General features: G+C 73.2%; 25 protein-coding genes. 5 read left to right on the top strand and 20 right to left on the bottom strand.

The window, feature by feature from the left end:
• Window positions 1-27: 27 nt before the first annotated feature.
• The 3 genes from groES to ACFYPA_RS23945 all read right to left on the bottom strand — a co-directional run bounded on the left by groES (window position 28) and on the right by ACFYPA_RS23945 (window position 1942).
• Window positions 28-336 carry a co-chaperone GroES gene (gene groES / locus ACFYPA_RS23935; RefSeq protein ID WP_024490209.1) on the bottom strand — a complete coding sequence of 103 codons (309 nt, stop codon included), beginning with the start codon at window positions 334-336 and terminating at the stop codon, window positions 28-30.
• 254 nt (window positions 337-590) lie between these two features.
• Window positions 591-929: a hypothetical protein gene (locus ACFYPA_RS23940; protein WP_389134080.1), complete on the bottom strand. Its 339-nt coding sequence runs from the start codon at window positions 927-929 to the stop codon at window positions 591-593.
• The gene (locus ACFYPA_RS23945; RefSeq protein WP_389134081.1) at window positions 926-1942 is read right to left on the bottom strand and encodes a polysaccharide deacetylase family protein; all 1017 of its coding nucleotides are present in this window, start codon (window positions 1940-1942) and stop codon (window positions 926-928) included. Before ACFYPA_RS23945 ends, ACFYPA_RS23940 begins: the two co-directional genes overlap by 4 nt.
• Before the next feature lie 96 nt (window positions 1943-2038).
• Here ACFYPA_RS23945 and ACFYPA_RS23950 point away from each other — a divergent pair, with 96 nt between their 5' ends.
• Window positions 2039-3286, top strand: a complete 1248-nt coding sequence (locus tag ACFYPA_RS23950; RefSeq protein ID WP_389134083.1) for a methyltransferase domain-containing protein — start codon at window positions 2039-2041, stop codon at window positions 3284-3286.
• Window positions 3287-3426: 140 nt separating this feature from the next.
• Here the strand turns inward: ACFYPA_RS23950 and ACFYPA_RS23955 are convergent, their stop codons facing one another.
• The 8 genes from ACFYPA_RS23955 to tsaB form a co-directional block, all read right to left on the bottom strand.
• Window positions 3427-4092, bottom strand: a complete 666-nt coding sequence (locus ACFYPA_RS23955) for a hypothetical protein (protein WP_389134084.1) — start codon at window positions 4090-4092, stop codon at window positions 3427-3429.
• A 51-nt stretch (window positions 4093-4143) separates the two neighbouring features.
• Window positions 4144-4614, bottom strand: a complete 471-nt coding sequence (locus ACFYPA_RS23960) for a VOC family protein (protein WP_359078417.1) — start codon at window positions 4612-4614, stop codon at window positions 4144-4146.
• Window positions 4615-4685: 71 nt separating this feature from the next.
• Window positions 4686-5936, bottom strand: a complete 1251-nt coding sequence (locus tag ACFYPA_RS23965) for an RNA polymerase sigma factor (RefSeq protein WP_359078415.1) — start codon at window positions 5934-5936, stop codon at window positions 4686-4688.
• Between the two features lie 54 nt (window positions 5937-5990).
• Window positions 5991-6347 carry a YciI family protein gene (locus tag ACFYPA_RS23970; protein WP_359078413.1) on the bottom strand — a complete coding sequence of 119 codons (357 nt, stop codon included), beginning with the start codon at window positions 6345-6347 and terminating at the stop codon, window positions 5991-5993.
• 173 nt (window positions 6348-6520) lie between these two features.
• Window positions 6521-6805 (bottom strand): hypothetical protein, encoded by a 285-nt coding sequence (locus ACFYPA_RS23975; protein WP_389134088.1) that lies wholly within the window; start codon window positions 6803-6805, stop codon window positions 6521-6523.
• The gene (tsaD, locus tag ACFYPA_RS23980; RefSeq protein WP_359078409.1) at window positions 6802-7899 is read right to left on the bottom strand and encodes a tRNA (adenosine(37)-N6)-threonylcarbamoyltransferase complex transferase subunit TsaD; all 1098 of its coding nucleotides are present in this window, start codon (window positions 7897-7899) and stop codon (window positions 6802-6804) included. Before tsaD ends, ACFYPA_RS23975 begins: the two co-directional genes overlap by 4 nt.
• Complete coding sequence (rimI, locus tag ACFYPA_RS23985; RefSeq protein WP_359313718.1) at window positions 7899-8414, bottom strand: ribosomal protein S18-alanine N-acetyltransferase; 516 nt, start codon at window positions 8412-8414, stop codon at window positions 7899-7901. Before rimI ends, tsaD begins: the two co-directional genes overlap by 1 nt.
• A complete protein-coding gene (tsaB, locus tag ACFYPA_RS23990; RefSeq protein ID WP_359078916.1) occupies window positions 8411-9058 on the bottom strand; it encodes a tRNA (adenosine(37)-N6)-threonylcarbamoyltransferase complex dimerization subunit type 1 TsaB in 648 nt (215 codons plus the stop codon). Before tsaB ends, rimI begins: the two co-directional genes overlap by 4 nt.
• A gap of 183 nt (window positions 9059-9241) precedes the next feature.
• Here tsaB and ACFYPA_RS23995 point away from each other — a divergent pair, with 183 nt between their 5' ends.
• Window positions 9242-9778 (top strand): hypothetical protein, encoded by a 537-nt coding sequence (locus ACFYPA_RS23995; protein ID WP_359078914.1) that lies wholly within the window; start codon window positions 9242-9244, stop codon window positions 9776-9778.
• 75 nt (window positions 9779-9853) lie between these two features.
• Here the strand turns inward: ACFYPA_RS23995 and ACFYPA_RS24000 are convergent, their stop codons facing one another.
• The 9 genes from ACFYPA_RS24000 to ACFYPA_RS24040 form a co-directional block, all read right to left on the bottom strand.
• Window positions 9854-10036, bottom strand: coding sequence for a hypothetical protein (locus tag ACFYPA_RS24000; protein WP_389134091.1), 183 nt, complete (start codon window positions 10034-10036; stop codon window positions 9854-9856).
• Between the two features lie 138 nt (window positions 10037-10174).
• Window positions 10175-10735: a tRNA (adenosine(37)-N6)-threonylcarbamoyltransferase complex ATPase subunit type 1 TsaE gene (tsaE, locus tag ACFYPA_RS24005; RefSeq protein WP_359078403.1), complete on the bottom strand. Its 561-nt coding sequence runs from the start codon at window positions 10733-10735 to the stop codon at window positions 10175-10177.
• A gap of 81 nt (window positions 10736-10816) precedes the next feature.
• Window positions 10817-12037, bottom strand: coding sequence for an alpha/beta fold hydrolase (locus ACFYPA_RS24010; protein WP_389134093.1), 1221 nt, complete (start codon window positions 12035-12037; stop codon window positions 10817-10819).
• A gap of 141 nt (window positions 12038-12178) precedes the next feature.
• On the bottom strand, window positions 12179-13348 hold the full coding sequence (gene alr, locus ACFYPA_RS24015) for an alanine racemase (RefSeq protein WP_359350782.1): 1170 nt from the start codon (window positions 13346-13348) through the stop codon (window positions 12179-12181).
• An 82-nt stretch (window positions 13349-13430) separates the two neighbouring features.
• The gene (locus tag ACFYPA_RS24020) at window positions 13431-13817 is read right to left on the bottom strand and encodes a DUF488 family protein (RefSeq protein ID WP_359078398.1); all 387 of its coding nucleotides are present in this window, start codon (window positions 13815-13817) and stop codon (window positions 13431-13433) included.
• 32 nt (window positions 13818-13849) lie between these two features.
• Complete coding sequence (locus tag ACFYPA_RS24025; protein ID WP_389134095.1) at window positions 13850-15316, bottom strand: NAD(P)H-hydrate dehydratase; 1467 nt, start codon at window positions 15314-15316, stop codon at window positions 13850-13852.
• Between the two features lie 29 nt (window positions 15317-15345).
• Window positions 15346-15714 (bottom strand): holo-ACP synthase, encoded by a 369-nt coding sequence (locus ACFYPA_RS24030; protein WP_389134097.1) that lies wholly within the window; start codon window positions 15712-15714, stop codon window positions 15346-15348.
• Window positions 15715-15743: 29 nt separating this feature from the next.
• The gene (gene glmS / locus ACFYPA_RS24035) at window positions 15744-17591 is read right to left on the bottom strand and encodes a glutamine--fructose-6-phosphate transaminase (isomerizing) (protein ID WP_359078392.1); all 1848 of its coding nucleotides are present in this window, start codon (window positions 17589-17591) and stop codon (window positions 15744-15746) included.
• 153 nt (window positions 17592-17744) lie between these two features.
• Entirely contained in the window at window positions 17745-19277 is a 1533-nt protein-coding gene (locus ACFYPA_RS24040) for an MFS transporter (RefSeq protein WP_359078390.1), read from the bottom strand.
• Window positions 19278-19402: 125 nt separating this feature from the next.
• Here ACFYPA_RS24040 and ACFYPA_RS24045 point away from each other — a divergent pair, with 125 nt between their 5' ends.
• From ACFYPA_RS24045 to ACFYPA_RS24055, 3 genes are all read left to right on the top strand, one after another.
• Window positions 19403-20386, top strand: a complete 984-nt coding sequence (locus ACFYPA_RS24045; RefSeq protein ID WP_359078388.1) for an AsnC family transcriptional regulator — start codon at window positions 19403-19405, stop codon at window positions 20384-20386.
• A 310-nt stretch (window positions 20387-20696) separates the two neighbouring features.
• Entirely contained in the window at window positions 20697-21170 is a 474-nt protein-coding gene (locus ACFYPA_RS24050; protein WP_359078386.1) for a carboxymuconolactone decarboxylase family protein, read from the top strand.
• Between the two features lie 140 nt (window positions 21171-21310).
• Window positions 21311-22234, top strand: a complete 924-nt coding sequence (locus tag ACFYPA_RS24055) for an RNA polymerase sigma-70 factor (RefSeq protein ID WP_389134101.1) — start codon at window positions 21311-21313, stop codon at window positions 22232-22234.
• Window positions 22235-22267 lie beyond the last annotated feature (33 nt).

A 22267-nucleotide genomic window follows, 5' to 3' on the forward strand; every position in this document is an offset into this window, starting at 1 on the left:
GCAGAACAGAAGCAAACGTAAGGTGAATTACTTCTCGATGATCGCGAGCACGTCGCGGGCCGAGAGGACGAGGTACTCCTCGCCGTTGTACTTCACCTCGGTGCCGCCGTACTTGCTGTACAGCACGACATCGCCGGTCTTGACGTCGAGCGGAAGGCGCTCGCCGTTCTCGAAGCGGCCCGGGCCCACGGCCAGGACGACGCCCTCCTGGGGCTTCTCCTTCGCCGTGTCCGGAATGACCAGGCCGGAGGCCGTGGTCTGCTCGGCGTCGAGCGGCTGGACCACAATGCGGTCCTCGAGCGGCTTGATCGCAACCTTGGTGCTGGTCGACACGATCCGGTCTCCCCCTTCGGAGATCTCACGGGGTTATCAGTCTTGGGTGGCGACCAGGTGGGCCCGTCGTCGCGGGTGCCGGACCTGCTGGTCGCACAGTACTGCTGGCACTCTCCAGTGGGGAGTGCCAGCACTGAGACTATGACCGCGATTAGCACTCGGTCAAGCGGAGTGCCAATTCACGTCCCTCGTGGCGTCGGACTCGTGGCGTCAGAAGGGGGCGCCCTCCGTGAGGCTGCGCCCGTGAAACGTTCCGGTCACCGGCTCGCGCACCCCGCGACCGCGGTCCCGGACGCCCCGCCGTGCCGCGCCGGCCGCCCGTCCGGCCACCAGTGGTGGACCGACGCTCGCACCCGGGAACCGCCGGCCGCCGCAGGGCCGCCGCAGGCGACGACGACCATCGCCCCCGGCGCGCCGTGATCACCGCGCACCGCGGCGGACCCAGCCCCGTGACCGCCGGGCGGCGGGTTCACCCGCTGCGCCGCCTTCCGGCCCAGCCGTTCGATCGGGTCCACCGACTGCGCGCAGCCGGCGGTGGCGGTCAGGAGCGCACCGGCGGTCAGCAGCCCGGCCAGCAGCCGGCGCGCCCTCCTCATACGTAGTCCTCCAGGCGGGCCACGGCGTAACCCTTGTCCGTGATGACCTTCATGACGGACCGGATCAGGTCGGGCATGCTGCCCTTCCAGTCCTTCTCGCCCCGGAAGTGCGTGAGGATGATGTCGCCGGGATGCAGGTCCTGGTCCTCCTCCCGCCACTCCATGTGGTCGGGGAACGCCTCCGCCGCCCACAGCGGCACCGCCGTGATGCCGCAGGACTTGGCGATCCGCAGGGTGTCGCCGTTGTAGTTGCCGTACGGCGGCCGGAAGAGCCGGGGGCGCTCGCCGTACTGCTTCTCGAGGATCTCCTGCTGGTCGCAGATCTCGTGCTTCTGCTCGTCATGGGAGAGCCCGGGCATGTAACGGTGGTTCAGCGTGTGGTTGCCGAGGACGGCCCCGCGGACCTGGGCCTCCTTGAAGTACGTGTAGTTGTCGCGCACCAGGTAGTCGCTGAGGAAGGCGCTGTACGGGATGTTGAGGTCCGACATCATCTTCAGCAGCTCGGGGTCCTTGTCGTCCCCGTCGTCCATCGTCAGGAAGACGATCTTCTCCTTGGTGGGGACCGTGGTGAAGACCGGCGGCAGCGAGGCGTCACCGCCCTCGACCTCGAAGCCCTTGCGGGTGGTGATGTGCGGCTTCACGGCGGGCGGCGCCGGCGGTGTCAGCGGGGTGCTCGCCAGACCCCACTTCTTGGCGGCGACGGCCCGCGCGGCCCGGGCGCGGCTCGCCTTCTCGGCCTGCGCCGCCACGGAACCCGCCGCGCCCGCCGGGGGGCCGCCCGGCTGCCCGGCCTGCGCCGCGGCCGCGCGCCCGGGGTCGACGGGGGCACGGTCGCCGGTCTCGGCCGCACAGCCCGAGCCGACGGCTGCCACCAGGAGGGCGGCGAGTACCGCGTAGCCCGGGCGGCGCCGCAGGTGGCCCTGCCCGCGCTTCCCGCCGCCCTGGCCGGCCGAGTCCACACCTGGTCTGCGCCGCTTCATGGTGAGTTCTTCCTTTTGTCGTACTGGCTGCATGGCGCCGCATCCTGCCAGCCCGGGACCGGGCATCCGGGACGACACAACGCCCACCCCGCACGGTCCCCCGGCTGGCGCGCAGCCGACTGGCCCACAATGGGGCGGGTGAACGCTCTCGCCCCGACCGACCCGTCCGACGCCCCCGACCCCCTCGCCGCCTTCCGGGCCCTGCGCACACCCGAGGGCACCGGGCTGCTGGCCGGGCTGCGGGCGTACGACCCCGCCACCGAACTGGCCACCGCCACCCGGCTGCGCCGCACCCACCCGGCCGCCCTCGTGTCGGCGGCGCTGGGGCAGGCCCGGCTGCGGCAGCGGGCGGAGGCGAAGTTCGGCGCCGAGGACGCGCACCGGATGTTCTTCACGCCGAACGGGGTCGAGCAGGCGACCCGCACCTCGGTGGCCGGCTACCGCGCCCGGCGGTTCGCGGACGCCGGGGTGCGCAGCGTCGCCGACCTCTGCTGCGGGATCGGCGGCGACGCGATCGCCCTGGCCCGGGCCGGGATCTCCGTCCTCGCCGTGGACCGCGACCCGCTGACCGCCGAGGTGGCCCGGGCGAACGCCGCCGCGCTCGGCCTGGAGGCGCTGATCGAGGTGCGGTGCGCCGACGTCACGGAGATCGACACCTCGCCCTACGACGCGGTGTTCGTCGACCCGGCCCGCCGGGGCGGACGCGGCCGGATCTTCGACCCGGAGGCGTACTCCCCGCCCCTGTCCTGGGCGACCGCGGCCGCGCTGAAGGCGCCCACGGCCGCGCTGAAGATCGCCCCGGGCGTCCCGCACGAGGCGATCGGGCCGCAGGCGGAGGCCGAGTGGATCTCGGACGGCGGCGACGTGAAGGAGGCGGTGCTCTGGTTCGGCGAGGGCTTCGAGGCGGGCTCCTACCGCGCGACGCTGCTGCCGTCGGGCGCCACGCTGTCCGCTCCCGCCGCGCTGCCCGCCCCGCCGGTCGGCCCGGTGGGGCGCTACCTGTACGAGCCGGACGGCGCGGTGATCCGGGCGCATCTGGTCGCCGGGATCGTGGAGCGGTGCCACGGGCGGCTGTTCGACGAGATGATCGCGTACGTCACGAGTGACGAGCTGCACGACTCCCCGTACACCGCCGGCTACGAGATCACCGATCAGCTCCCCTTCAACACGAAGCGGCTGAAGGCGCTGCTGCGCGAGCGGGAGGTCGGCGTCCTCACGGTCAAGAAGCGTGGCTCGGCGGTCGAACCGGAGGAACTGCGACGGAAGATGAAGCTTCGGGGCCCCCATGCGGCCACGGTCTTCCTGACCAGGGTGGCGGACGCGCCGACGATGCTGATCGGCCGTCCCGTGACCGGCCCGGAGGCCGGCCTCGGGTGACCGCTGCCCGGCCTCAGGTGCGTGGCCTCACGCACCCGGTCTCAGGTGCGTGGCGTCAGGCGAGGTCGGTCAGATCCTCCGCGTACACCTGCGAGAGCGGCTGCGGACCCACGTACTGCTGGCAGCCGCCAGGGCCGGGTTCAGCGGTGCGCGCCACCCCCCACGGAGATCAGCGGCTCGGGGGCGGGCACTCCGAGCAGCGTCCGCAGGACCCAACGCCGGTGCCGGAAGGCCTTGGTGATGCCGATGAGGCCGATCAGCCAGGCGATGAACCCGAGGCCCATGACCAGGGCCATCAGGCCGTAGGTGTCATCGCCCCGGACGGCGCCCGCCGGGACGGCGAAGCAGGCGTACAGTCCGCAGGCGCAGAGCGCGAAGGAGCCGAGGAGCCAGACCAGGCTCAGGCCCGGCAGCCGGTACGCGGCGTCGCTCGCCGGATCGCGGTCCAACGCCCCCCACTGCTCGAGCAGTCGCCGGACCTCCTGGTCCCGGCGCAGGCCGATGACGACGAGGATGACGGCCGGCACCAGGCAGCAGGCGCCCATGGCCAGCATGATCACACCGAAGACCGCGCTGAAGACGTCGGACGACTGCTCGAAGGCGACGAACGCGGTGCCGATCAGCGCCCAGCCGAGCGCGCCGACCGCTCCCCACGACCACAGCAGCCCGAGGCGGCCGGGACCGATGTGCATCTTCACCAACGCGCCCAGGATGAAGGCCCGGTCGGCGAGCAGTGCTCCCCGGTCGGGCCAGGTGCGTATCTCCACGGGCGGCGGGGACGGCGGCAGCGCCGATCGACTGGACATGGGCCAGACCCTATCGAGCGCCGGACACCGCCCCGACCGTGTGACGACGCGTCAGGCGTTGCGCAGGGCCTCGATGTCGAGGCGCCTCATGCCGAGCATCGCCTTCATGGCGCGGGCCGCCTTGTCCGGGTCCGGGTCGGTCAGGGCCTCGCCGAGACCGGGCGGGATGATCTGCCACGAGACGCCGAACTTGTCCTTGAGCCAGCCGCACTGGCTCTCCTGGCCGCCGTCGGCGGTGAGCTCGTCCCACAGCCGGTCCGCTTCCTCCTGCGAGGCGCACTCGACGGAGAGGGAGACGGCCTCGCTGAAGGGGAACTCGGGTCCGCCGTTGAACGCGATGTACTCGGCGCCCTCCAGCTGGAAGCGGACCGTCATCACCGCGCCGTCCTCGCCCGGCGACGCCGCGGTCCAGCGGGTCACGTCCAGGACGCGCGAGTCGCCGCCGATGACGGAGATGTAGTGGTCCGCCGCCTCCTCGGCCTGGTTGTTGTCGAACCACAGGAACGTGGTGACCTTCTGCATGGTCTTCTCCTCACGCGGGGTACGCGGTGTACTGAGTGCCGTGCAAGGTAGACCGGTCGCGAGCCCGGAACTCATCGGCCCGCCCGGCCCAGGAGCAGCGCCCGTTCCCGTTCGTTGCGGGTGAGCTCCGCCGCCCGTACGAACTCGGCACGTGCCTCGTCCGTACGCCCCATCCGCTCCAGCAGATCCCCGCGGACGCTCGGCAGCAAGTGGTACGCCTTGAGCGCGGGGTCCGCGGCCAGGGCGTCGACCAGGACGAGACCGGCGGCCGGGCCCTCGGCCATGGAGACGGCGACGGCGCGGTTGAGCTCGATCACCGGTGACGGGGTCAGGGCGGCGAGCCGGTCGTAGAGGGCGGCGATGGCGGGCCAGTCGGTGTCCTCGTAGCGCACCGCCCGGGCGTGGCAGGCGGCGATGGCGGCCTGGAGCGCGTACGGGCCCAGGGCCTGCCCCGTCTCCGCGGCCGTGTCGCTCGCCCGGATGAGGGCCGCGAAGCCGCGGCGGATCAGCAGCCGGTCCCAGCGGGCCCGGTTCTGGTCGGCGAGCAGCACCGGGGCGCCGTCCGGCCCGGTCCTGGCGGCGGTGCGCGACGCCTGGAGCTCCAGCAGGGCGGCCAGCCCGTGCACCTCGGGTTCGCCCGGCACCAGCCCGGCCAGCACCCGGGCCAGCCGCAGCGCGTCCTCGCAGAGCCCCGGGCGCAGCCAGTCGTCGCCGGCGGTGGCCGCGTACCCCTCGTTGAAGACCAGGTAGATGACTTCGAGCACCGACCCGAGCCGGGCGGCGCGCTCGGGGCCGTACGGCACCTCGAAGGGGACCTGGGCGCGGCCCAGCGCCCTTTTGGCGCGGACGATCCGCTGGGCGACGGCCGGCTCGGTGGTGAGGAAGGCGCGGGCGATCTCCTCGGTGGTGAGACCGCCCAGCAGCCGCAGGGTGAGGGCGATCCGGGCGTCGGTGGAGAGCACCGGATGGCAGGAGGTGAAGATCAGCCGCAGCAGGTCGTCGTCGATGGCGTCGGGGTCCGCGGCTCCCGGATCCGGTTCGCCCCGGACGCCGTCCAGGTCGCGGCCCATCTCGGTCAGCTTGCGGGCGTACGTCTCGCGGCGGCGTACGAGATCGATGGCGCGGTGCTTGGCCGTGGCCATGAGCCAGGCTCCCGGGTTGTCCGGGACGCCCGACTCCGGCCACTGCTCCAGCGCGGCGACCAGGGCGTCCTGCGCGAGTTCCTCGGCGATGCCCACGTCCCGGACGATCCGGGCGACACCGGCGATGATCCGCGCGGACTCGATCCTGAACACCGTCTCCACCGCGCCCGTTGCCGTCACGGCCACCCATCAGAGCAGCCGCACCGGACGCGGGCAAGCGCGACCCGGGTCCGCTCAGGGTTCGTCGATGGCGCGGACCTCGCAGGTGACGGTCCAGCTCTCCGGGTGCACCTGGAGGAACCTCTTGGCCCACTCCAGCGCTTCCTCCATGTCCTTGCACTGGAGGATGGCGTACCCGCCGACGACTTCCTTCGTCTCGGTGAAGGGCCCGTCGGTGTGGCTGATCCGGCCGCCGGCCCAGTGGACGCGGGTGCCCTGGGCGGTGGGGGTGAGGCCGGCCGTCTCCAGCATCACGCCCGCCTTGTTGATCTCCTCGAACAGGGCGGTGACCCGCTCGTCGAAGCCGGGGTCGGGCTCGAAACCGGCGGCCGCCTGCTCGTCGAGGCGGATGAGGGACATGAAGCGCGGCATGGTGGCTCCTCGGTCGGGAGGGCGGGGACCTCTTCCCCGCCTCTCACCCCTGCGTCGAACGGGAGACAGCCGAATCGACACTTCCCCCCGGAATTCTTCCGAGAATCTTGCCGACCGGCCACCGGGGTGGTCCTCCTCGCCGTGCTGCACCGGCGGCAAGGAGGACCGCGGCACTAGCGGTCGGCGGGCCCGAGGGACTCGAAGCGCCAGCGGTGCACCGGCCGGGTGACGATCGCCGCGTCCGGCTCGGGCAGCTCGGGCAGGTCGTCGCCGTACGCGCCCTCCCACCACGTGAGGACCAGGACGCGGTCCTGCGGGGCGCACAGCAGCTCGCTGCGCAGCGGGGGGCGCGCCAGCTCGCCGGCGCGGGCGCGGGCCCACTCCAGGAGTTCCGCGCCCCGGCCCTCGGTGGCCCGGGCCTCCCACATCAGCGCGACGGTCGTGCCGTTGCCGCTCATGAGTACAGGTTGTCCTTGCTGACCTCGTGCACGTGGTCGTGGGTGTGGTGCGCGCCCGGTACGTGGGTCTCGGTGACCGGCAGCGAGGAGTCGGCCGAGAGCTCCAGGTCGGAGGCGGGCCGGTTGCGGGCCACCATCTCCGCGCCCAGCGCGGCGACCATGGCCCCGTTGTCGGTGCACAGTCCGGGCCGCGGCACGCGCAGCCGGATGCCGGCCCGCTCGCAGCGCTCCTGGGCCAGCGCGCGCAGTCGCGAGTTGGCCGCGACGCCGCCGCCGATCATCAGGTGGTCGACGCCCTCGTCCTTGCAGGCCCGGACGGCCTTTCGCGTGAGCACGTCCACCACGGCCTCCTGGAAGGACGCCGCGACGTCCCGTACCGGCACCTCCTCGCCCGCGGCGCGCTTCGCCTCGATCCAGCGGGCGACGGAGGTCTTGAGGCCGGAGAAGGAGAAGTCGTACGCGGGGTCGCGCGAGCCGCTCAGGCCGCGCGGGAACGCGATGGCCTTCGGGTCGCCCTCCCTGGCGAGGCGGTCGATGACCGGGCCGCCGGGGAAGCCGAGGTGCAGCACCCGGGCGATCTTGTCGAAGGCCTCGCCGGCCGCGTCGTCGATGGTCGCGCCGAGCGGCCGTACGTCGTTGGTGATGTCGGGGGCCAGCAGCAGCGAGGAGTGACCGCCGCTGACCAGCAGCGCCATCGTGGGCTCCGGCAGCGGGCCGTGCTCCAGCTGGTCGACGCAGATGTGCGAGGCGAGGTGGTTCACGCCGTACAGCGGCTTGTTCAGCGCGTACGCGTACGCCTTCGCGGCCGAGACGCCGACGAGCAGCGCGCCCGCGAGTCCGGGGCCCGCGGTGACCGAGATCCCGTCGAGGTCGCGTCCGGTGACGCCGGCCTCCTTCAGGGCGCGCTCGATCGTGGGGACCATGGCCTCCAGGTGCGCGCGGGAGGCGATCTCCGGCACGACGCCGCCGAAACGGGCGTGCGTGTCGACGCTGGACGCGACGGCGTCGGCGAGCAGCGTCGTCCCCCGGACGATGCCGACGCCGGTCTCGTCGCAGGAGGTCTCGATGCCGAGTACGAGCGGTTCGTCAGCCATCAGTCAGTCTCGTTTTCTTGTACGTGCTCTTGTACGTGCTCTTGTACATGGAGGCGCATGACGAGTGCGTCGATGTTGCCCGGCTGGTAGTAGCCGCGGCGGAAGCCGATCGGTTCGAAGCCGAAGCGTTCGTACAGCTTCTGCGCCCGTGTGTTGTCGACGCGGACCTCCAGCAGCACCTCGGCGCACTCGAAGGCCGTGGCGTGCTTCAGCAGATCGGTCAGGAGCTCGGAGCCGAGCCCGCCGCCCCAGTGGCCGCGGGTGACGCCGATCGTCTGTACGTCGGCGAGGTCACCGGCCGCCGCGAGGCCCGCGTATCCGACGATCCGGCCCGAGACCGGGTCCTCGGCGACCACGTAGCGGCGGGTGGCCTGCGGCCCGCGGGCGTGCGCCAGCTCGGACCAGAACATGCCGGCCGACCAGGCGTCGTCCGGGAACAGCTCGTGCTCCAGGTCGAGCACCGGATCGATGTCCCACCAGCGCATCTCGCGCAGCGCTGCGGTCGTGGCGGTCACTTGGGGGTGACCACCTTGTAGTTCTTCGGGACCTGCGCGTCGGGCCTGCGCAGGTAGAGCGGCTGCGGCGGCAGCAGCTCCGTCCCCGCGGCGAGGCGCTCGGCGGCGAGGGCGGCCAGCGCGCCGGCCGCGACGTGCTCGGGCCCGCGCGCGTCCGGGAACGCCTCGGGGTAGAGCACCGCGCCCGCCCCGACGACGGGCAGGCCCGCGAGCCGCTCCGCGATGTCGGCGGGCCGGTCCACGGCGGGTTCACCGGTCCGGGTGAGGGGGTCCTCGTACCGCGCCCAGTAGACCTCCTTGCGGCGGGCGTCCGTCGCGACGGCGAACGGGCCCGCCACCCCTGCCCGCCCCGCGGCGTACGCCAGGGCGTCCAAGGTGCAGATCCCGTGCACGGGCACGGACAGTGCCGAGCCGAAGGTCGCGGCCGTCACCAGGCCGACCCGCAGACCGGTGTACGGGCCGGGGCCGACGCCCACGGCCACGTCGGTCACGGCGTCGAGTTTCACTCCGGCCTCGGCGAGGACCCGGTCGACGGCGGGCAGCAGCAGTTCCCCGTGCCTTCGGGCGTCGACCTGACCGGACTCGGCGACGACGCGGGTCCCGTCGTGCAGGGCGACGGTGACGGCGGGGGTGGCGGTATCCATAGCGAGCAAGAGCACGCAAACAGCCTACGGCTCCGCCGGGGGCGGTACGGCGCCCCGTACGGCGTCCCGGGACGGGGGCGCTCCGGTGCTACCGTCACCCGGTATACGCGGAGTACGTGTAAACGCTTGTACGACATACGACGGTGAAAGAGGCGCACGGTGGCTAGGGGCAGCTCGGGAATCGTGGCCGCGCTCACCGCGGCGGCCGTCGTCGCGGTCGGCTTCCTGGCCTACCAGGCATCGGCGAACGTCCCGGACGACCTCGGCGCCAAGCCGAAGGCGTCCAGCAGCGCCCCGGCCACGGCCGGCAGTGCCAAGCCGAAGCCGAAGAAGGACCCCCTCGCGGTTCCCGCCGCGTCCGGCACGGGGATGCGCGTGGTCTACGCGCTCGGTGACCGCCGGGTGTGGCTGGTGGACGCGAAGAACAAGTCGACCCGGACCTTCAAGGTGATGCCGAGCGCGGTGCAGGCCGCTCCGGGCACCTATCAGGTGACCTCGCGCTCGGGCCGCGTCACGGGCTCCGACGGGGTGCCGATCGAGCACGTGGTCCGGTTCGCGACCAACAAGGACGTGGCCATCGGCTTCAGCGCCGCGCAGGACGGCTCGATGGAGAGCCCGGACCCGACGCTGAAGGCGGGTGGCGTACGGATGTCCCGTGCGGACGGCGGCGCGGTGTGGACGTTCGCCACGGTGGGCGTGAAGGTCGTCGTCGTCCCGTAGGCGCGTTCTCAGCGGCCCGCCCGCCTCGCGACGCCTCTGTCCCGCGCTGCCGTTGCCGAGCCCGGCCCCGCGGACTCAGGCCCGCTTCGTCTTCGGTTCCTTGCCCTTGCCCTTGCCCTCGCGCGGCGCGGGCGCGCCGCCGTGCGGTCGCGGGCAGGGCGGGGTGGAAACCGCGTCGGCCGCCGCTCCGGCGGCGAGCAGGTCTCTCATCGACACCGCCCGCGGGGACGGCTGCGCTTCTCGCTCCGATGTCGGCATGGACGCCTCCTGGGGCTCCGGTGGAAGGCACGGTTAGGCAGACCTAACCTGCTCTCGCCCTCCATGTCACCACGCCCGTGCCGCCCCGCGCAACAATTTGCCGACACCATGTCGGAAACAGGCCCGGAGCGCGGCCGCTCAGGCGCCGGCCGAGTCCCACGGGGCCCAGGACTCCGCGCCCAGCCCCGCCCACCGCGCGCCGATGCCCGCGAGCGTCACCTCGCGGCGTTCGTCGTCCGTGTCGCCGACCGCGCGGTCGATCAGCACCTGGAGCCGGTCCTCGGAGAGTTCCTCGACCTTGCCGTCGCCCCACTCGACGACGACCACCGAGTCCGGCAGCGACACGTCGAGGTCCAGGTCCTCCATCTCGTCGAGGCCACCGCCCAGGCGGTACGCGTCGACGTGGACCAGCGCCGGGCCGGCTCCGAGCGGAGGGTGGACGCGGGCGATCACGAAGGTGGGGGACGTGACGGCGCCCCGTACGCCCAGGCCCTCCCCGAGACCGCGGGTCAGGGTCGTCTTCCCGGCGCCGAGCTCGCCGCTGAGCATCACCAGGTCGCCGGGGCGCAGCACCCCGGAGAGCCGGCGGCCCAGGGCCTGCATCTGTTCGGGGGATTCGACGGCCAGCGTCACGGTGACGGTGCCCGTGGGGATGCCTCCGGCGCGCTCGGCCGCCGGGCTGTTCTGCGGTGCTTCCATGCCCGCCAACGTTAGAGGATTTCCGCTACGGCCCCGGCCCTCACCCACGCGCCCCGGCGGACTCCGGTACCGCCCCCGCCCTCACCCACGCGCCTCGGACGACTCCGGCACGGCCCCGGCCCGCACCAGCAGGTCCGCCAGCCGGTCCGTCACCGTCTCCGGGTGTTCCAGCATCACCAGGTGTCCGGCGTCCGGGACGATGACCAGCTCCGCGTCGGGCAGCTCGTCCGCGATCGCCTCGCTGTGCGCGCTGGGCGTCACCAGGTCCTTGTCGCCCGCCAGGATCAGCACCGGCACGTCCCGGAACAGCGGCAGCGCGTTGCTCTTGTCGTGCTCGGCGAAGGCGGGGTAGAACTCCGCGACGACATCGATCGGCGTGGACTCGATGAGCCGCTCGGCGAACCGCTCGACCGCCGGGTCCACGTCCCGCGAGCCGAACGAGTACCGCTTGATCAGCCCGGCGAACAGGTCGGCGGTCGCCCGCCTCCCCCGCTCCACCAGCTCGGCCTGCGAACCGAGCGCCCTCAGTACGCCGGGCAGCACCCGGCGCACCGCGTTCACTCCCGCCACCGGCAGCCCGAAGTTGACCTCGCCGAGCTTTCCGCTCGACGTACCCACGAAGGCCACGGCGGCGACCCGGTCCCGCATCAGGGCCGGGTACTGGTCGGCGAGCGCCATCATCGTCATGCCGCCCATGGAGTGTCCCACCAGCACCAGGGGCCCCTCGGGGGCGGCCGCGTCGATCACGGCCCTGAGGTCGCGGCCGAGCTGGTCGATGCCGACGTGCACGCCCTGCGCCTGCGCCCGGCCGCGCTCGGAACGGCCGTGGCTGCGCTGGTCCCAGTGGACGGTGCGCACGAGGCCGCGCAGGGCCGCCCGCTGGAAGTGCCAGGAGTCCTGGCTGAGGCAGTAGCCGTGGCTGAAGACGACCGTCACCGGGGCGGGCGCCTTGCGGCCGAAGAGACGGCGCCTGCGCGGACCGGCGGCGGGGCCGGGGGGCGCGCCGTCCGTTCCGCTGCCGCCGCCCGGGTCGACCTCGTCGATCTCGTAGTACAGCTCGGTGCCGTCGTCGGCGGTGGCCCGGCCCGGCAGCCCGCGCAGCGAGCCGTACGGTCCGGTGGCGTCCAGCGCCAGCCTCGCGCGCTTGCGCATGCCGCGGCCGACCGTCAGCCGCTCGACCGCGACCCCGGCCGCCGCACCGGCGGCGATCACACCTATGGCGGCCCCGGCGAAACCCGCCCGGCGCCAGCCGGCCGCCGTAGCGGCCGTCGCCACCGCGTCCCCCGCGCTGATCTCGCTCACCGTGCCGCGCTCCTCGTCGGTCGTGTCATGTCGTGTCCGTCGGACCGGGCCGGCCGGCCTCCTGCGATCCCGCCCTGCTGTCCGACTGTCCGGCTGCCCGGGGACATCTCCGATCGTGCCTGGTCAGGGGCGCCTGTTCGGTCAGGACCCGGCCGAGGGGCCCTCCGGCGTTTCGTCGTCCCGGTAGACGCGCGGCACCCGGCCGCCGATCCGGGTGACGATCTCGTACGCGATCGTGTCGGCCGCCCGCGCCCAGTCCTCCGCGCTCGGCTCGCCCTGGTCCCCGGGGCCGAACAGCACGGCGTCGCTGCCCACCGCCGGCTCGTCCCCGTCCAGGTCGACGACGAACTGGTCCATGGCCACCCTGCCCGCGATCGTCCGCCGGACACCGCCGACGAGGACCGGCCCGCGGCCCGACGCGTGGCGCGGGATGCCGTCCGCGTACCCCACCGGCACCAGGCCGAGCGTGGTCTCCGCGGACGTCGTGTAGTGGTGCCCGTAGCTGATGCCGTGACCGGCCGGTACGTGCTTGACCAGGGCGATCGAGGCGGCGAGCGTCATCACGGGCCGGAGTCCGAAGTCCGCCGGGGTGCCGAGCTCGGGGCTGGGCGAGATGCCGTACATGGCGATGCCGGTCCGCACGAGGTCGAAGTGCGACTCGGGGACCGTCAGCGTCGCCGGGGAGTTCGCGATGTGCCGCACCTCGGGCTCGATGCCGGCCTTCTCGGCGTACGCCACCATGTCGCGGAACGTGTCGAGCTGGGCGGTGATCGAGGGGTGCCCGGGCTCGTCGGCGCAGGCGAAGTGGGACCAGAGGCCGGTGACGCGGACGGTGCCCGCCTGTTCGGCGGTACGGGCGGCGGCGACCAGTTCGGGCCAGTCGGCGGGCTGGCAGCCGTTGCGGCCCAGGCCGGTGTCGGCCTTGAGCTGGACACGGGCGGGCCGGCCCGCCTCCGCGGCCGCCGCGGTGACCTCGTCCAGCGCCCACATGCCGCTCACCGACACGTCGATGTCGGCCTCGATCGCCTCGCGCCAGGGCCCGCCCGGCGTCCACAGCCAGCACATCATCCGCCCGCCGAGACCGGCCGCGCGCAGGGCGAGCGCCTCGTGCGGGGTGGCGGTGCCCAGCCAGGTGGCGCCCGCTTCGAGCGCGGCACGGGCGCAGCGCTCCGCCCCGTGTCCGTAGGCATCGGATTTGACCACGGCCATGAGGTGCGCCCCGGACGCCCGGGCCCGCAGAGCGCGCACGTTGGCGCGGAGTGCGGCGAGGTCGATCTCGGCACGGGCTCTCAAGGACGCTGTCTCGTTCATCGCGCCCAGTGTCTCACTGGCGCCCGGCGGGACCCCCGGGCGCCGGGCGGCGCAGGGCGCGGCGCGCGGGTGGACGCGCACGTCAGTGGTGGCGCGACGCGTGTTCCACATGGTCGACGAGGACCGGGACATGGCTGTGCGGGACGTCCTTGACCGCCGTGACGAGCGTCACCGGACCGCCCTCGCGGACCAGCGCCGTCAGCTCGTCCACGGCCGCGGTGTGCGCCGGGTCGGCCAGCTCGGCGCGGTAGCGGTCGACGAACGCGTCGTAGCGGGTCCCGGAGCGGTCCTCGTGGTACCAGGAACGCAGTTGGTCCGACGGAGTGACGTCCTTGAGCCACCTGTCGATCGCGGCCCGCTCCTTGGAGACGCCGCGCGGCCACAGCCGGTCGACGAGGACGCGCGTGCCGTCACCCTCCTCCGGGGGGTCGTACACCCGTCGTACGCGCAGGTCGCTACTGGCGGTCACCGGCACACCCCTTTCTCCGTTCCCAGCTTCGCTCAGGCCCGTACGTCCCGCCATGCCGACGCGATCGCCTCCGCGACGTCCAGCGCGGCGACCGGCGAGCCGTCGGAGGCGTGCCGGGCGGCGAGGCCGTGGAGGTGGGCGCCGACGGACGCGGCGTCGTGCGGGGCGAGGCCTGCGGCGAGCAGCGAGCCGGTCAGCCCGGAGAGCACGTCACCGCTGCCCGCCGTGGCCAGCCAGGAGGTGCCGGTCGGGTTGACCCGCACGGGCGTGTGCGGGGCGTCGGTGGCGACCAGGGTCGTCGACCCCTTGAGCAGGACCGTGGCGCGGAACCGGGAGGCGAGTTCGCGTACGGCGGCGAGCCGCCCCGCCTCGACCTCCTCGCGCGGTACGCCGAGCAGCGCCGCGGCCTCCCCGGCGTGCGGGGTCAGGACGGTGGGCGCGGTGCGCGCCCGTACGACGTCGGCGTCCAGCAGCCGCAGCCCGTCCGCGTCGACGAGCACGGGCACGTCCGTGGCCAGCACGTCGGAGACGGCCTCGACGGCGTCCGTGCCGTCACCGAGCCCCGGCCCGACCACCCACGCCTGTACGCGCCCGGCCTTCGACGGCGGGCCGGCGTGGATCAGGGTCTCCGGATGCCGCGCGATCACGGCGTCGCCCCCCGGGCCGACGTAGCGCACGGCCCCCGCCCCGCCGCGCAGCGCCCCGGAGACGGCGAGGACCGCGGCGCCCGGGTAGCGCGCCGATCCGGCGACGATGCCGACGACGCCGCGCCGGTACTTGTCGCTCTCCGCGGCGGGCGCGGGCAGCAGTGCGGCGACGTCCGCGTACTGGAGCGCCTCCAGGTCGGGCACGTCCGGGAGTTCGGCGCCGAGCCCGATGTCGACGAGGTGCAGGGCCCCGGCCCGTTCGGCGGCCGGGTCGACGAGCAGCCCCGCCTTGTACGCGCCGAAGGTGACGGTGGCGTCGGCGCGCACGGCGGCCCCCCGCACCTCGCCGGTGTCGGCCTCGACGCCGCTCGGCAGGTCGACGGCGAGGACGGGCACCCCGTGCGCCGCGTAGTGCTCCACCACGGCGGCGGCGTCCGGCCGCAGTCCGCCGCGCCCTCCGATGCCGGTGATGCCGTCGACGACGAGGTCGATGTGCCCGCCCCAGTCGCGGTGCGGGCTGACCTCACCGCCGTCCATCACCCGCCCGCCGGCGGCCAGCAGGGCGGCGACCCCGCCCTCGTGGGCCCGGCCGGGTGACACCCGCACGGCCACGACCCCGGCACCGCGCTTGGCCAGTCCGGCCCCCGCGTACAACGCGTCGCCGCCGTTGTCGCCGCTGCCGACGAGGAGGACGACCCGGGAACCGTAGACCCGGCCGCCGCGCCGCAGCAGATCGGCGCAGGCGGCCGCGAGTCCGGCGGCGGCGCGCCGCATCAGCGTGCCCTCCGGGAGCCGTGCCATCAGGGCCCGTTCGGCGGCCCGTACGGTCGAGACGCTGTAAGCGGTACGCATGGCTCCAACGTACGCAACAATCCCTTCCCCTACCCCTCCGCGATCACGACGGCCGAGGCGATCCCCGCGTCATGGCTGAGCGACACGTGCCACTGCCGCACACCCAGCTCGGCCGCACGCGCGGCGACGCTGCCCCGGACCCGCAGCCGGGGCTGCCCGGTCTCCTCGACGTACACCTCGGCGTCCGTCCACAGCAGGCCGCCGGGCGCGCCGAGCGCCTTGGCGAGGGCCTCCTTGGCGGCGAACCGGGCCGCCAGCGAGGCGATCCCGCGCCGCTCGCCACCGGGCAGCAGCAACTCGCTGTCGACGAAGAGCCGTTGGGCCAGTTGCGGCGTACGCTCCAGCGCCGCGTCGAACCGCTCGATCTCCGCCACGTCGATCCCGACCCCGATGATCACGTACGCACCCTCACTGTTATTCCCTCTGTTCACTCCACGGTGACGGACTTCGCCAGGTTGCGCGGCTGGTCCACCTCGTTGCCGCGGGCCGTCGCCAGCTCGCAGGCGAAGACCTGCAACGGCACGGTCGCGACCAGCGGCTGAAGCAGCGTAGGCGTTGCCGGGATCCGGATGAGGTGGTCGGCGTACGGCACCACCTCCTCGTCGCCCTCCTCCGCGATGACGACGGTGAGCGCGCCGCGGGCCCGGATCTCCTGGATGTTCGACACGATCTTGCCGTGCAGCACGGAACGCCCGGCCGGTGACGGGACGACCACGACCACGGGCAGCCCCTCCTCGATGAGCGCGATCGGCCCGTGCTTGAGCTCACCGGCGGCGAACCCCTCGGCGTGCATGTACGCGAGCTCCTTGAGCTTCAACGCGCCTTCCAGGGCCACCGGATAGCCCACGTGCCGGCCGAGGAAGAGCACGGTGTCGTGCGAGGCCAGGGACCTCGCGAGCTCCCGCACCGGCTCCATGGTCGACAGGACCCGGTGGACGGAGCCGGAGATCTCGGAGAGCTGACGGATGACGGTCCGGATCTCGTCGCCCCACTTCGTCCCCCGGACCTGGCCGAGGTAGAGCGCGACGAGGTAGCAGGCGACGAGCTGGGTCAGGAACGCCTTGGTGGAGGCGACGGCGACCTCGGGGCCGGCGTGTGTGTAGAGCACGGCGTCGGATTCGCGCGGGATGGTCGAGCCGTTGGTGTTGCAGATGGCGAGGACCTTGGCGCCCTGCTCGCGGGCGTGCCGCAGCGCCATCAGGGTGTCCATCGTCTCGCCGGACTGCGAGATGGCGATGACGAGGGTGTGCGGGTCGAGGATCGGGTCGCGGTAGCGGAACTCGCTGGCCAGCTCGGTCTCGCAGGGGATGCGGGTCCAGTGCTCGATGGCGTACTTGGCGATCATCCCCGCGTGGAACGCGGTCCCGCAGGCGATGATCACCACCTTGTCGACCTCGCGCAGCTCGCCCCGCGTGATCCGCACCTCGTCGAGGTGGAGCGTGCCCTCCCGGTCGATCCGGCCGAGGAGCGTGTCGGTGACGGCCTTGGGCTGTTCGGCGATCTCCTTGAGCATGAAGGAGGCGTAGCCGCCCTTCTCGGCGGCGGAGGCGTCCCAGTCCACGTGGTACGAGTGCACCTCGGCGGGCTCCCCGTCGAACCCGGTGACCTGGACCCCCTCCCGCCGCAGCTCGACCACCTGGTCCTGGCCCAGCTCGATCGCGGACCGGGTGTGGGCGATGAAGGCGGCGACGTCCGAGGCGAGGAAGGCCTCGCCCTCGCCCACCCCGACGACGAGCGGCGAGTTCCGCCGGGCGCCGACCACCACGTCGGGCGCGTCCGCGAACACGGCGACGAGTGTGAAGGCCCCTTCGAGGCGCCGGCACACCTGCCGCATCGCCTCGGCCGGGTCCGCGCTCTGCGAGAACGCCTCGGCGAGGAGGTGGGCGACGACCTCGGTGTCGGTCTCGGAGACCAGGTCGTGGCCGCGCCTGCCGAGCTCGGCGCGCAGGGCGGCGAAGTTCTCGATGATCCCGTTGTGGACGACGGCGACGCGTCCGGCGTTGTCGAGGTGCGGGTGGGCGTTGGTGTCGGTGGGGCCGCCATGGGTGGCCCACCGGGTGTGCCCGATGCCTGCGCTGCCTGTCGGCAGCGGGCTCTCGACCAGCACCTTCTCAAGATTGACAAGCTTCCCGGCCTTCTTGGCGGCGGCCAGCCCCCCGTCGGCGAGGATCGCGATCCCGGCGGAGTCGTACCCCCGGTACTCCAGTCGTTTGAGACCGGCGACGACGACGTCCTGCGCCGACTGCCCACCGACGTAACCCACGATTCCGCACATAGTGGTCCTTTCCTGGTCACCAGCCCCTGTTCTTCGCATAGTCGCAGAAGCTGCGGAAGGTGTCAGGGAGGACGGCGTCGGACAGGACCGCGGACGGGCCGGCGCCCGCCGCCGGGTGAACGGCGGGGCCGGCGGGAGGCCCGTCGTCATCACCTACGCGGCGGGAGTGGTCTCGCCGTCCCGAGGACGGACAGCGCCGCCGTGGTGGACGTCCCCGCCACGCACCCGCTCCGGCGCCCCGCCCTCCCGGCCCTCCGGGGGCTTTCGCACCAGCAGGAGTACCGCCACCCCCGCGACGACCCCCACCACACCGGCCACCGCGGCCGCCGTGTTCAGCCCCGAGGCGAACGCCGCCCGCAGCGCGTGCTCCGGCACGCCCGCGGCCCGCAGCCCCGGCGCACCGCCGCCCGCGAGCCCGTGCGACTGCTCCTCGCTGAGGGTCTCGCCGATCCGCGACGTCACCACCGTCCCGAGCACGGCCACCCCGAGGGCGTATCCGAGCTGGCGGAAGGTGTTGACCGCGCCGCCCGCCATGCCCGCCCGCTGCGGCGGTACGGAGGCGAGCGCGGCACCGGCGAGGGCCGGGGTCACCAGACCCGTACCGATGCCCGCGACCACGAGCCCCGGCAGCAGCGCGGGCCACGAGGAACCCGCACCGAGTACGGCCTGGCCGAGCGTGCCCACGCCGATCAGGACGAGCCCGACACCGATGGTCAGCCTCGGCTGCACCCCGTGCAGCAGCCGCCCGCCGACGGCGGCCACCACAAAGGCCGTCGCGGCCAGCGGCAGGAGGGCGAGGCCGCCCTGGACGGGGCTGAGCCCGAGCACCGTCTGCAGCCAGATGGAGGTGTACGGCAGGACGGCGAAGGCGGCCATGTTGTACGCGAACGCTCCGGCCATCACGCCGGTGAACGCGGACTTGCGGAACAACGACAGTTCCAGCAGCGGGTGTTCGACGCGTCGCTCGACGCGTACGAAGCAGAGCAGGGCGAGCGCGGCGATCCCGAACGTGACGAGCGTGCTCGCCGACGTCCAGCCCAGGCTCCCGGCCCGGACGACGGCGTACGTCGCCGCCGCCGCGAACACCGCGAAGCTCACGGTCCCCGCCCAGTCGATCCGCCGGTCCCGCGCCCCGCGCGACTCGGGCACGGTCCGGGCCGTCAGCCAGATCGCGGCGACGCTGACCGGAAGGTTCACGAAGAAGATCCATCGCCACCCGGGCCCCTCGGTCAGCAGCCCGCCGACCACCGGCCCGACCGCGGCCGCTCCCCCGCTCACCGCGCCCCACAGCCCGAGCGCGACGGACCGCTCCCTGTCCCGGTAGACGGAGGCGAGCAGCGGCAGCGTGGTCGCGAACATCGCGGCCGCGCCCACCCCCTGGACCCCGCGCGCGGCGACCAGCAGCGCCGGCGACGAGGCGAGCCCGCAGCCCAGCGACGCGACGGCGAAGAGCACGACGCCCGCGACATGGACCCGGCGCCGCCCGAACCGGTCGGCGGCGGCCCCGATGCCGAGCAGCAGCGCGGCCAGCGCGAGGGCGTAGCCGTCGATGACCCATTGCAGGTCGGAGAGCGACGCGCCCAGCACCCGCGCCATGTCGGGCAGCGCCACGATGACGATCGTGACGTCCAGCAGCAGCATGAACGTCCCCAGACAGACCGCGACGAGCGGCCCCCACTTGCGCATGTGTTTCTCCCTGTACGGCTTCGGCGTGGCCGGCGACCACTCCCGTACGATCGATGAGGCGCGGCCGAAACCACCGGCCAGAGAGGTCCGGACGCCGGAATTCGACACGGATGGGGCCACAGACAATGGAATCCAACGCGGTGGGCGATGCCCTCGACCTCCAGATCCTGCACGCGCTGGAGCTGGACGCCCGCGCCCCGTTCAGCCGGATCGCGACCGTGCTCGGCGTCTCCGACCAGACCGTGGCCCGGCGCTTCCGCAGGCTGCGGTCCGAGGCGGACCTCCGGGTCGTCGGGGTCCGCTGCGCGGCCGCCGAGGACTCGCTCGACCACTGGCTGCTGCGCGTGCGCTGCGCGCCCGAGGGCGCGACGGCCATCGCCGAGGCCCTGGCCAAGCGCCCGGACACGGCGTGGATCGGCCTCACTTCGGGCGGTACGGAGGTGACGTGCACGGCGAACGTCCGCTCCCGTGACGACGCGGACGACCTGCTCCTCGGCAAGCTGCCGCGTACCCCGCACATCGTCGACATCCGCGCTCACCAGCTACTGCACCGCTTCTACGGCGGCCCGTCCGGCTGGCTCCACAAGAGCGGCGCGCTGTCGCCCGGACAGTCGGCCGCCCTCACCCCCGCGCCCCTGCCGGACCACCGGGGCCCGGCCGTCATCACCACCGAGGACGAACCCCTGGTCGCCGCGTTGGAGGCGGACGGCCGGGCCACGTACCCCGAACTCCAGAAGGCCACGGGCCGCTCCGAGTCGGTGGTCAGGCGCCGGATGGCTCAGCTCGTGGCCTCGGGCGCGCTGTACGTGGACGTCGAATTCGACTCCGACCCCTTCGGCTTCCGCCACCCCACCATGCTGTGCATCACCGCCGCGCCCCGCGCCCTGCACACGGTGGGCGAGGCACTCGCCACCCACCCGGAGGTGGCGTACGCGGCGGCGACCACGGGCCCGTCCAACCTGGTGGCGGTGGTGATCACCCGCGACACGGGCCATCTGTACCGCTACCTGAGTGAGCGCCTGGGCGCGCTGGAGGGCGTCGAGCACGTGGAATCGATGCCGTTCCTGCGGCGGGTGAAGCAGCTGACGTACCGGCCGTTCCGGGGGTAGCCGGAAACCCCGAGCGGTACACCGCGGCCTTCACCGGACGCACCCGTGAGCCGCGCCCCCTCGGCCCGTGGCTGGAGCGCGTCGTCCCGGGCACCGTGGGCACCGCCGGACAGGCACTGGTCCCCCTGGCGGGCATCACCGCGCCACACCTGCTCCGGGCGGCAGGGCCATCACCCACTTCGACTGCACCCGCACGGACACGACCCACGCCGACGACCTCGACACCCTGGTCTTCCCCACCCGTGTCACAGGGCATCGGGCTGTCTCGTCCTCAGGGGTGTAACCATCGACGAGCACGGAGGAGTACACCATGGCCGCGCGACTGAACTACTTCGCCGACCCCACCGCCGCCAAGGCCCTCAAGCACCTCATGTCGGCGGGCAAGGCGCTCAAGGAGTCGCCGCTGCCGGCCGCGACGCAGGAGCTGGTGGCGCTGCGTGTCAGCCAGATCAACGGCTGCGCCGCCTGTATCGACATGCATACCAAGGAGGCCGCCGCGGCCGGCGAGACCCCGGTCCGGCTGCACCTGGTGGTGGCGTGGCGCGAGGCCACGGTCTTCACCGAGGGCGAGCGTGCCGCGCTGGAGCTGGCGGAGCGGGGGACCAGGGTCGCGGACGCGGCCGGCGGGGTCGACGACGAGGTGTGGGCGCGGGCCGCGAAGCACTACGACGAGGAGCAGCTCACCGCCCTCACGGTGCTGATCGCCTTCATGAACGCGGCGAACCGGCTGAACATCATCGCCCAGCAGCCGGCCGGCGACTACCGGGCCGGACAGTTCCACTGAGGGTCCGCCAGGGCCTGGGGCGCTGTCGTACGTCCCGTGCCCACAGAGGGCCTTGTACGGCCCCACCGTCGAGCACAGGATGAGCCGGAACGTGCCCGCGCAGGAAACGGCAGGGCGGAAGACTTCAGGGGAGATACGGCGTGAACAAGGTCGGAGAGTTCGAGGAGCTGCGACCGCTGCTGTTCTCGATCGCCTACCGGATTCTGGGCAGCGTGAGCGAGGCCGAGGACGCGGTGCAGGAGGCATGGCTGCGCTTCGACGGATCGGCGGCCGTTCCCACGTCGGTCAAGGCGTTCCTGTCGACCACGGTGACGCGGATCTCGATCGACGTGCTGCGCTCCGCGCGGATGCGGCGGGAGGAGTACGTGGGCCCATGGTTCCCCGAGCCGCTCCTCAGCGATCCGTATCAGGATCCGGCGCGCTCGGCGGAGCTGGCCGACTCGGTTTCCATGGCCGCGCTGCTGCTTCTGGAGCGCCTCAGCCCGCTGGAGCGGTCGGTGTTCGTCCTGCGGGAGGTGTTCGGTTTCGGGTTCGACGACATCGCTTCGGCGGTGGGGCGTTCGGAGCCGGCGTGCCGGCAGCTGCTGGTACGGGCGCGGCGGCACATGCGGACCGGGAGGCCACGCTTCGAAGCGGACCGCCAGAAGCGTGAGGAGCTGGCGAGGCGGTTCTTCGACGCGCTTCGCGAAGGCGACGTCAGCGGCCTGCGCGATCTGCTGGCCACCGACGTACAGATGGTCGGGGACGGCGGCGGCAAGGCCCCGCAGCTGGCCAGGGCCGTCGCCGGCGCCGAGAACGTGACGCGACTGCTGGCCTCCGTCTTCCCGCTGCTGGCCCGGATCGACGTGACGTTCGAGCCGCACGAGGTCAACGCTCAGCCCGGAGCGGTCTTCCGCGGCAGGGACGGCAAGGTGCTCCACACCCTGGCCCTCGACGTGCTCGACGGGCGGATCCAGACCATCCGCACGGTGATCAACCCCGACAAGCTCGGCCACCTGGGACCGGTTGCCGACGCCTGGACCGTCAGCGACGAGGTGAAGCGGGTCCGCCGGCGGATGAGGTGACCGCGAGGGCCGGGAAACCTGCCGGATCCGCCT

The sequence above is a fragment of the Streptomyces sp. NPDC005775 genome (assembly GCF_042871565.1).
GTDB lineage: Bacteria > Actinomycetota > Actinomycetes > Streptomycetales > Streptomycetaceae > Streptomyces.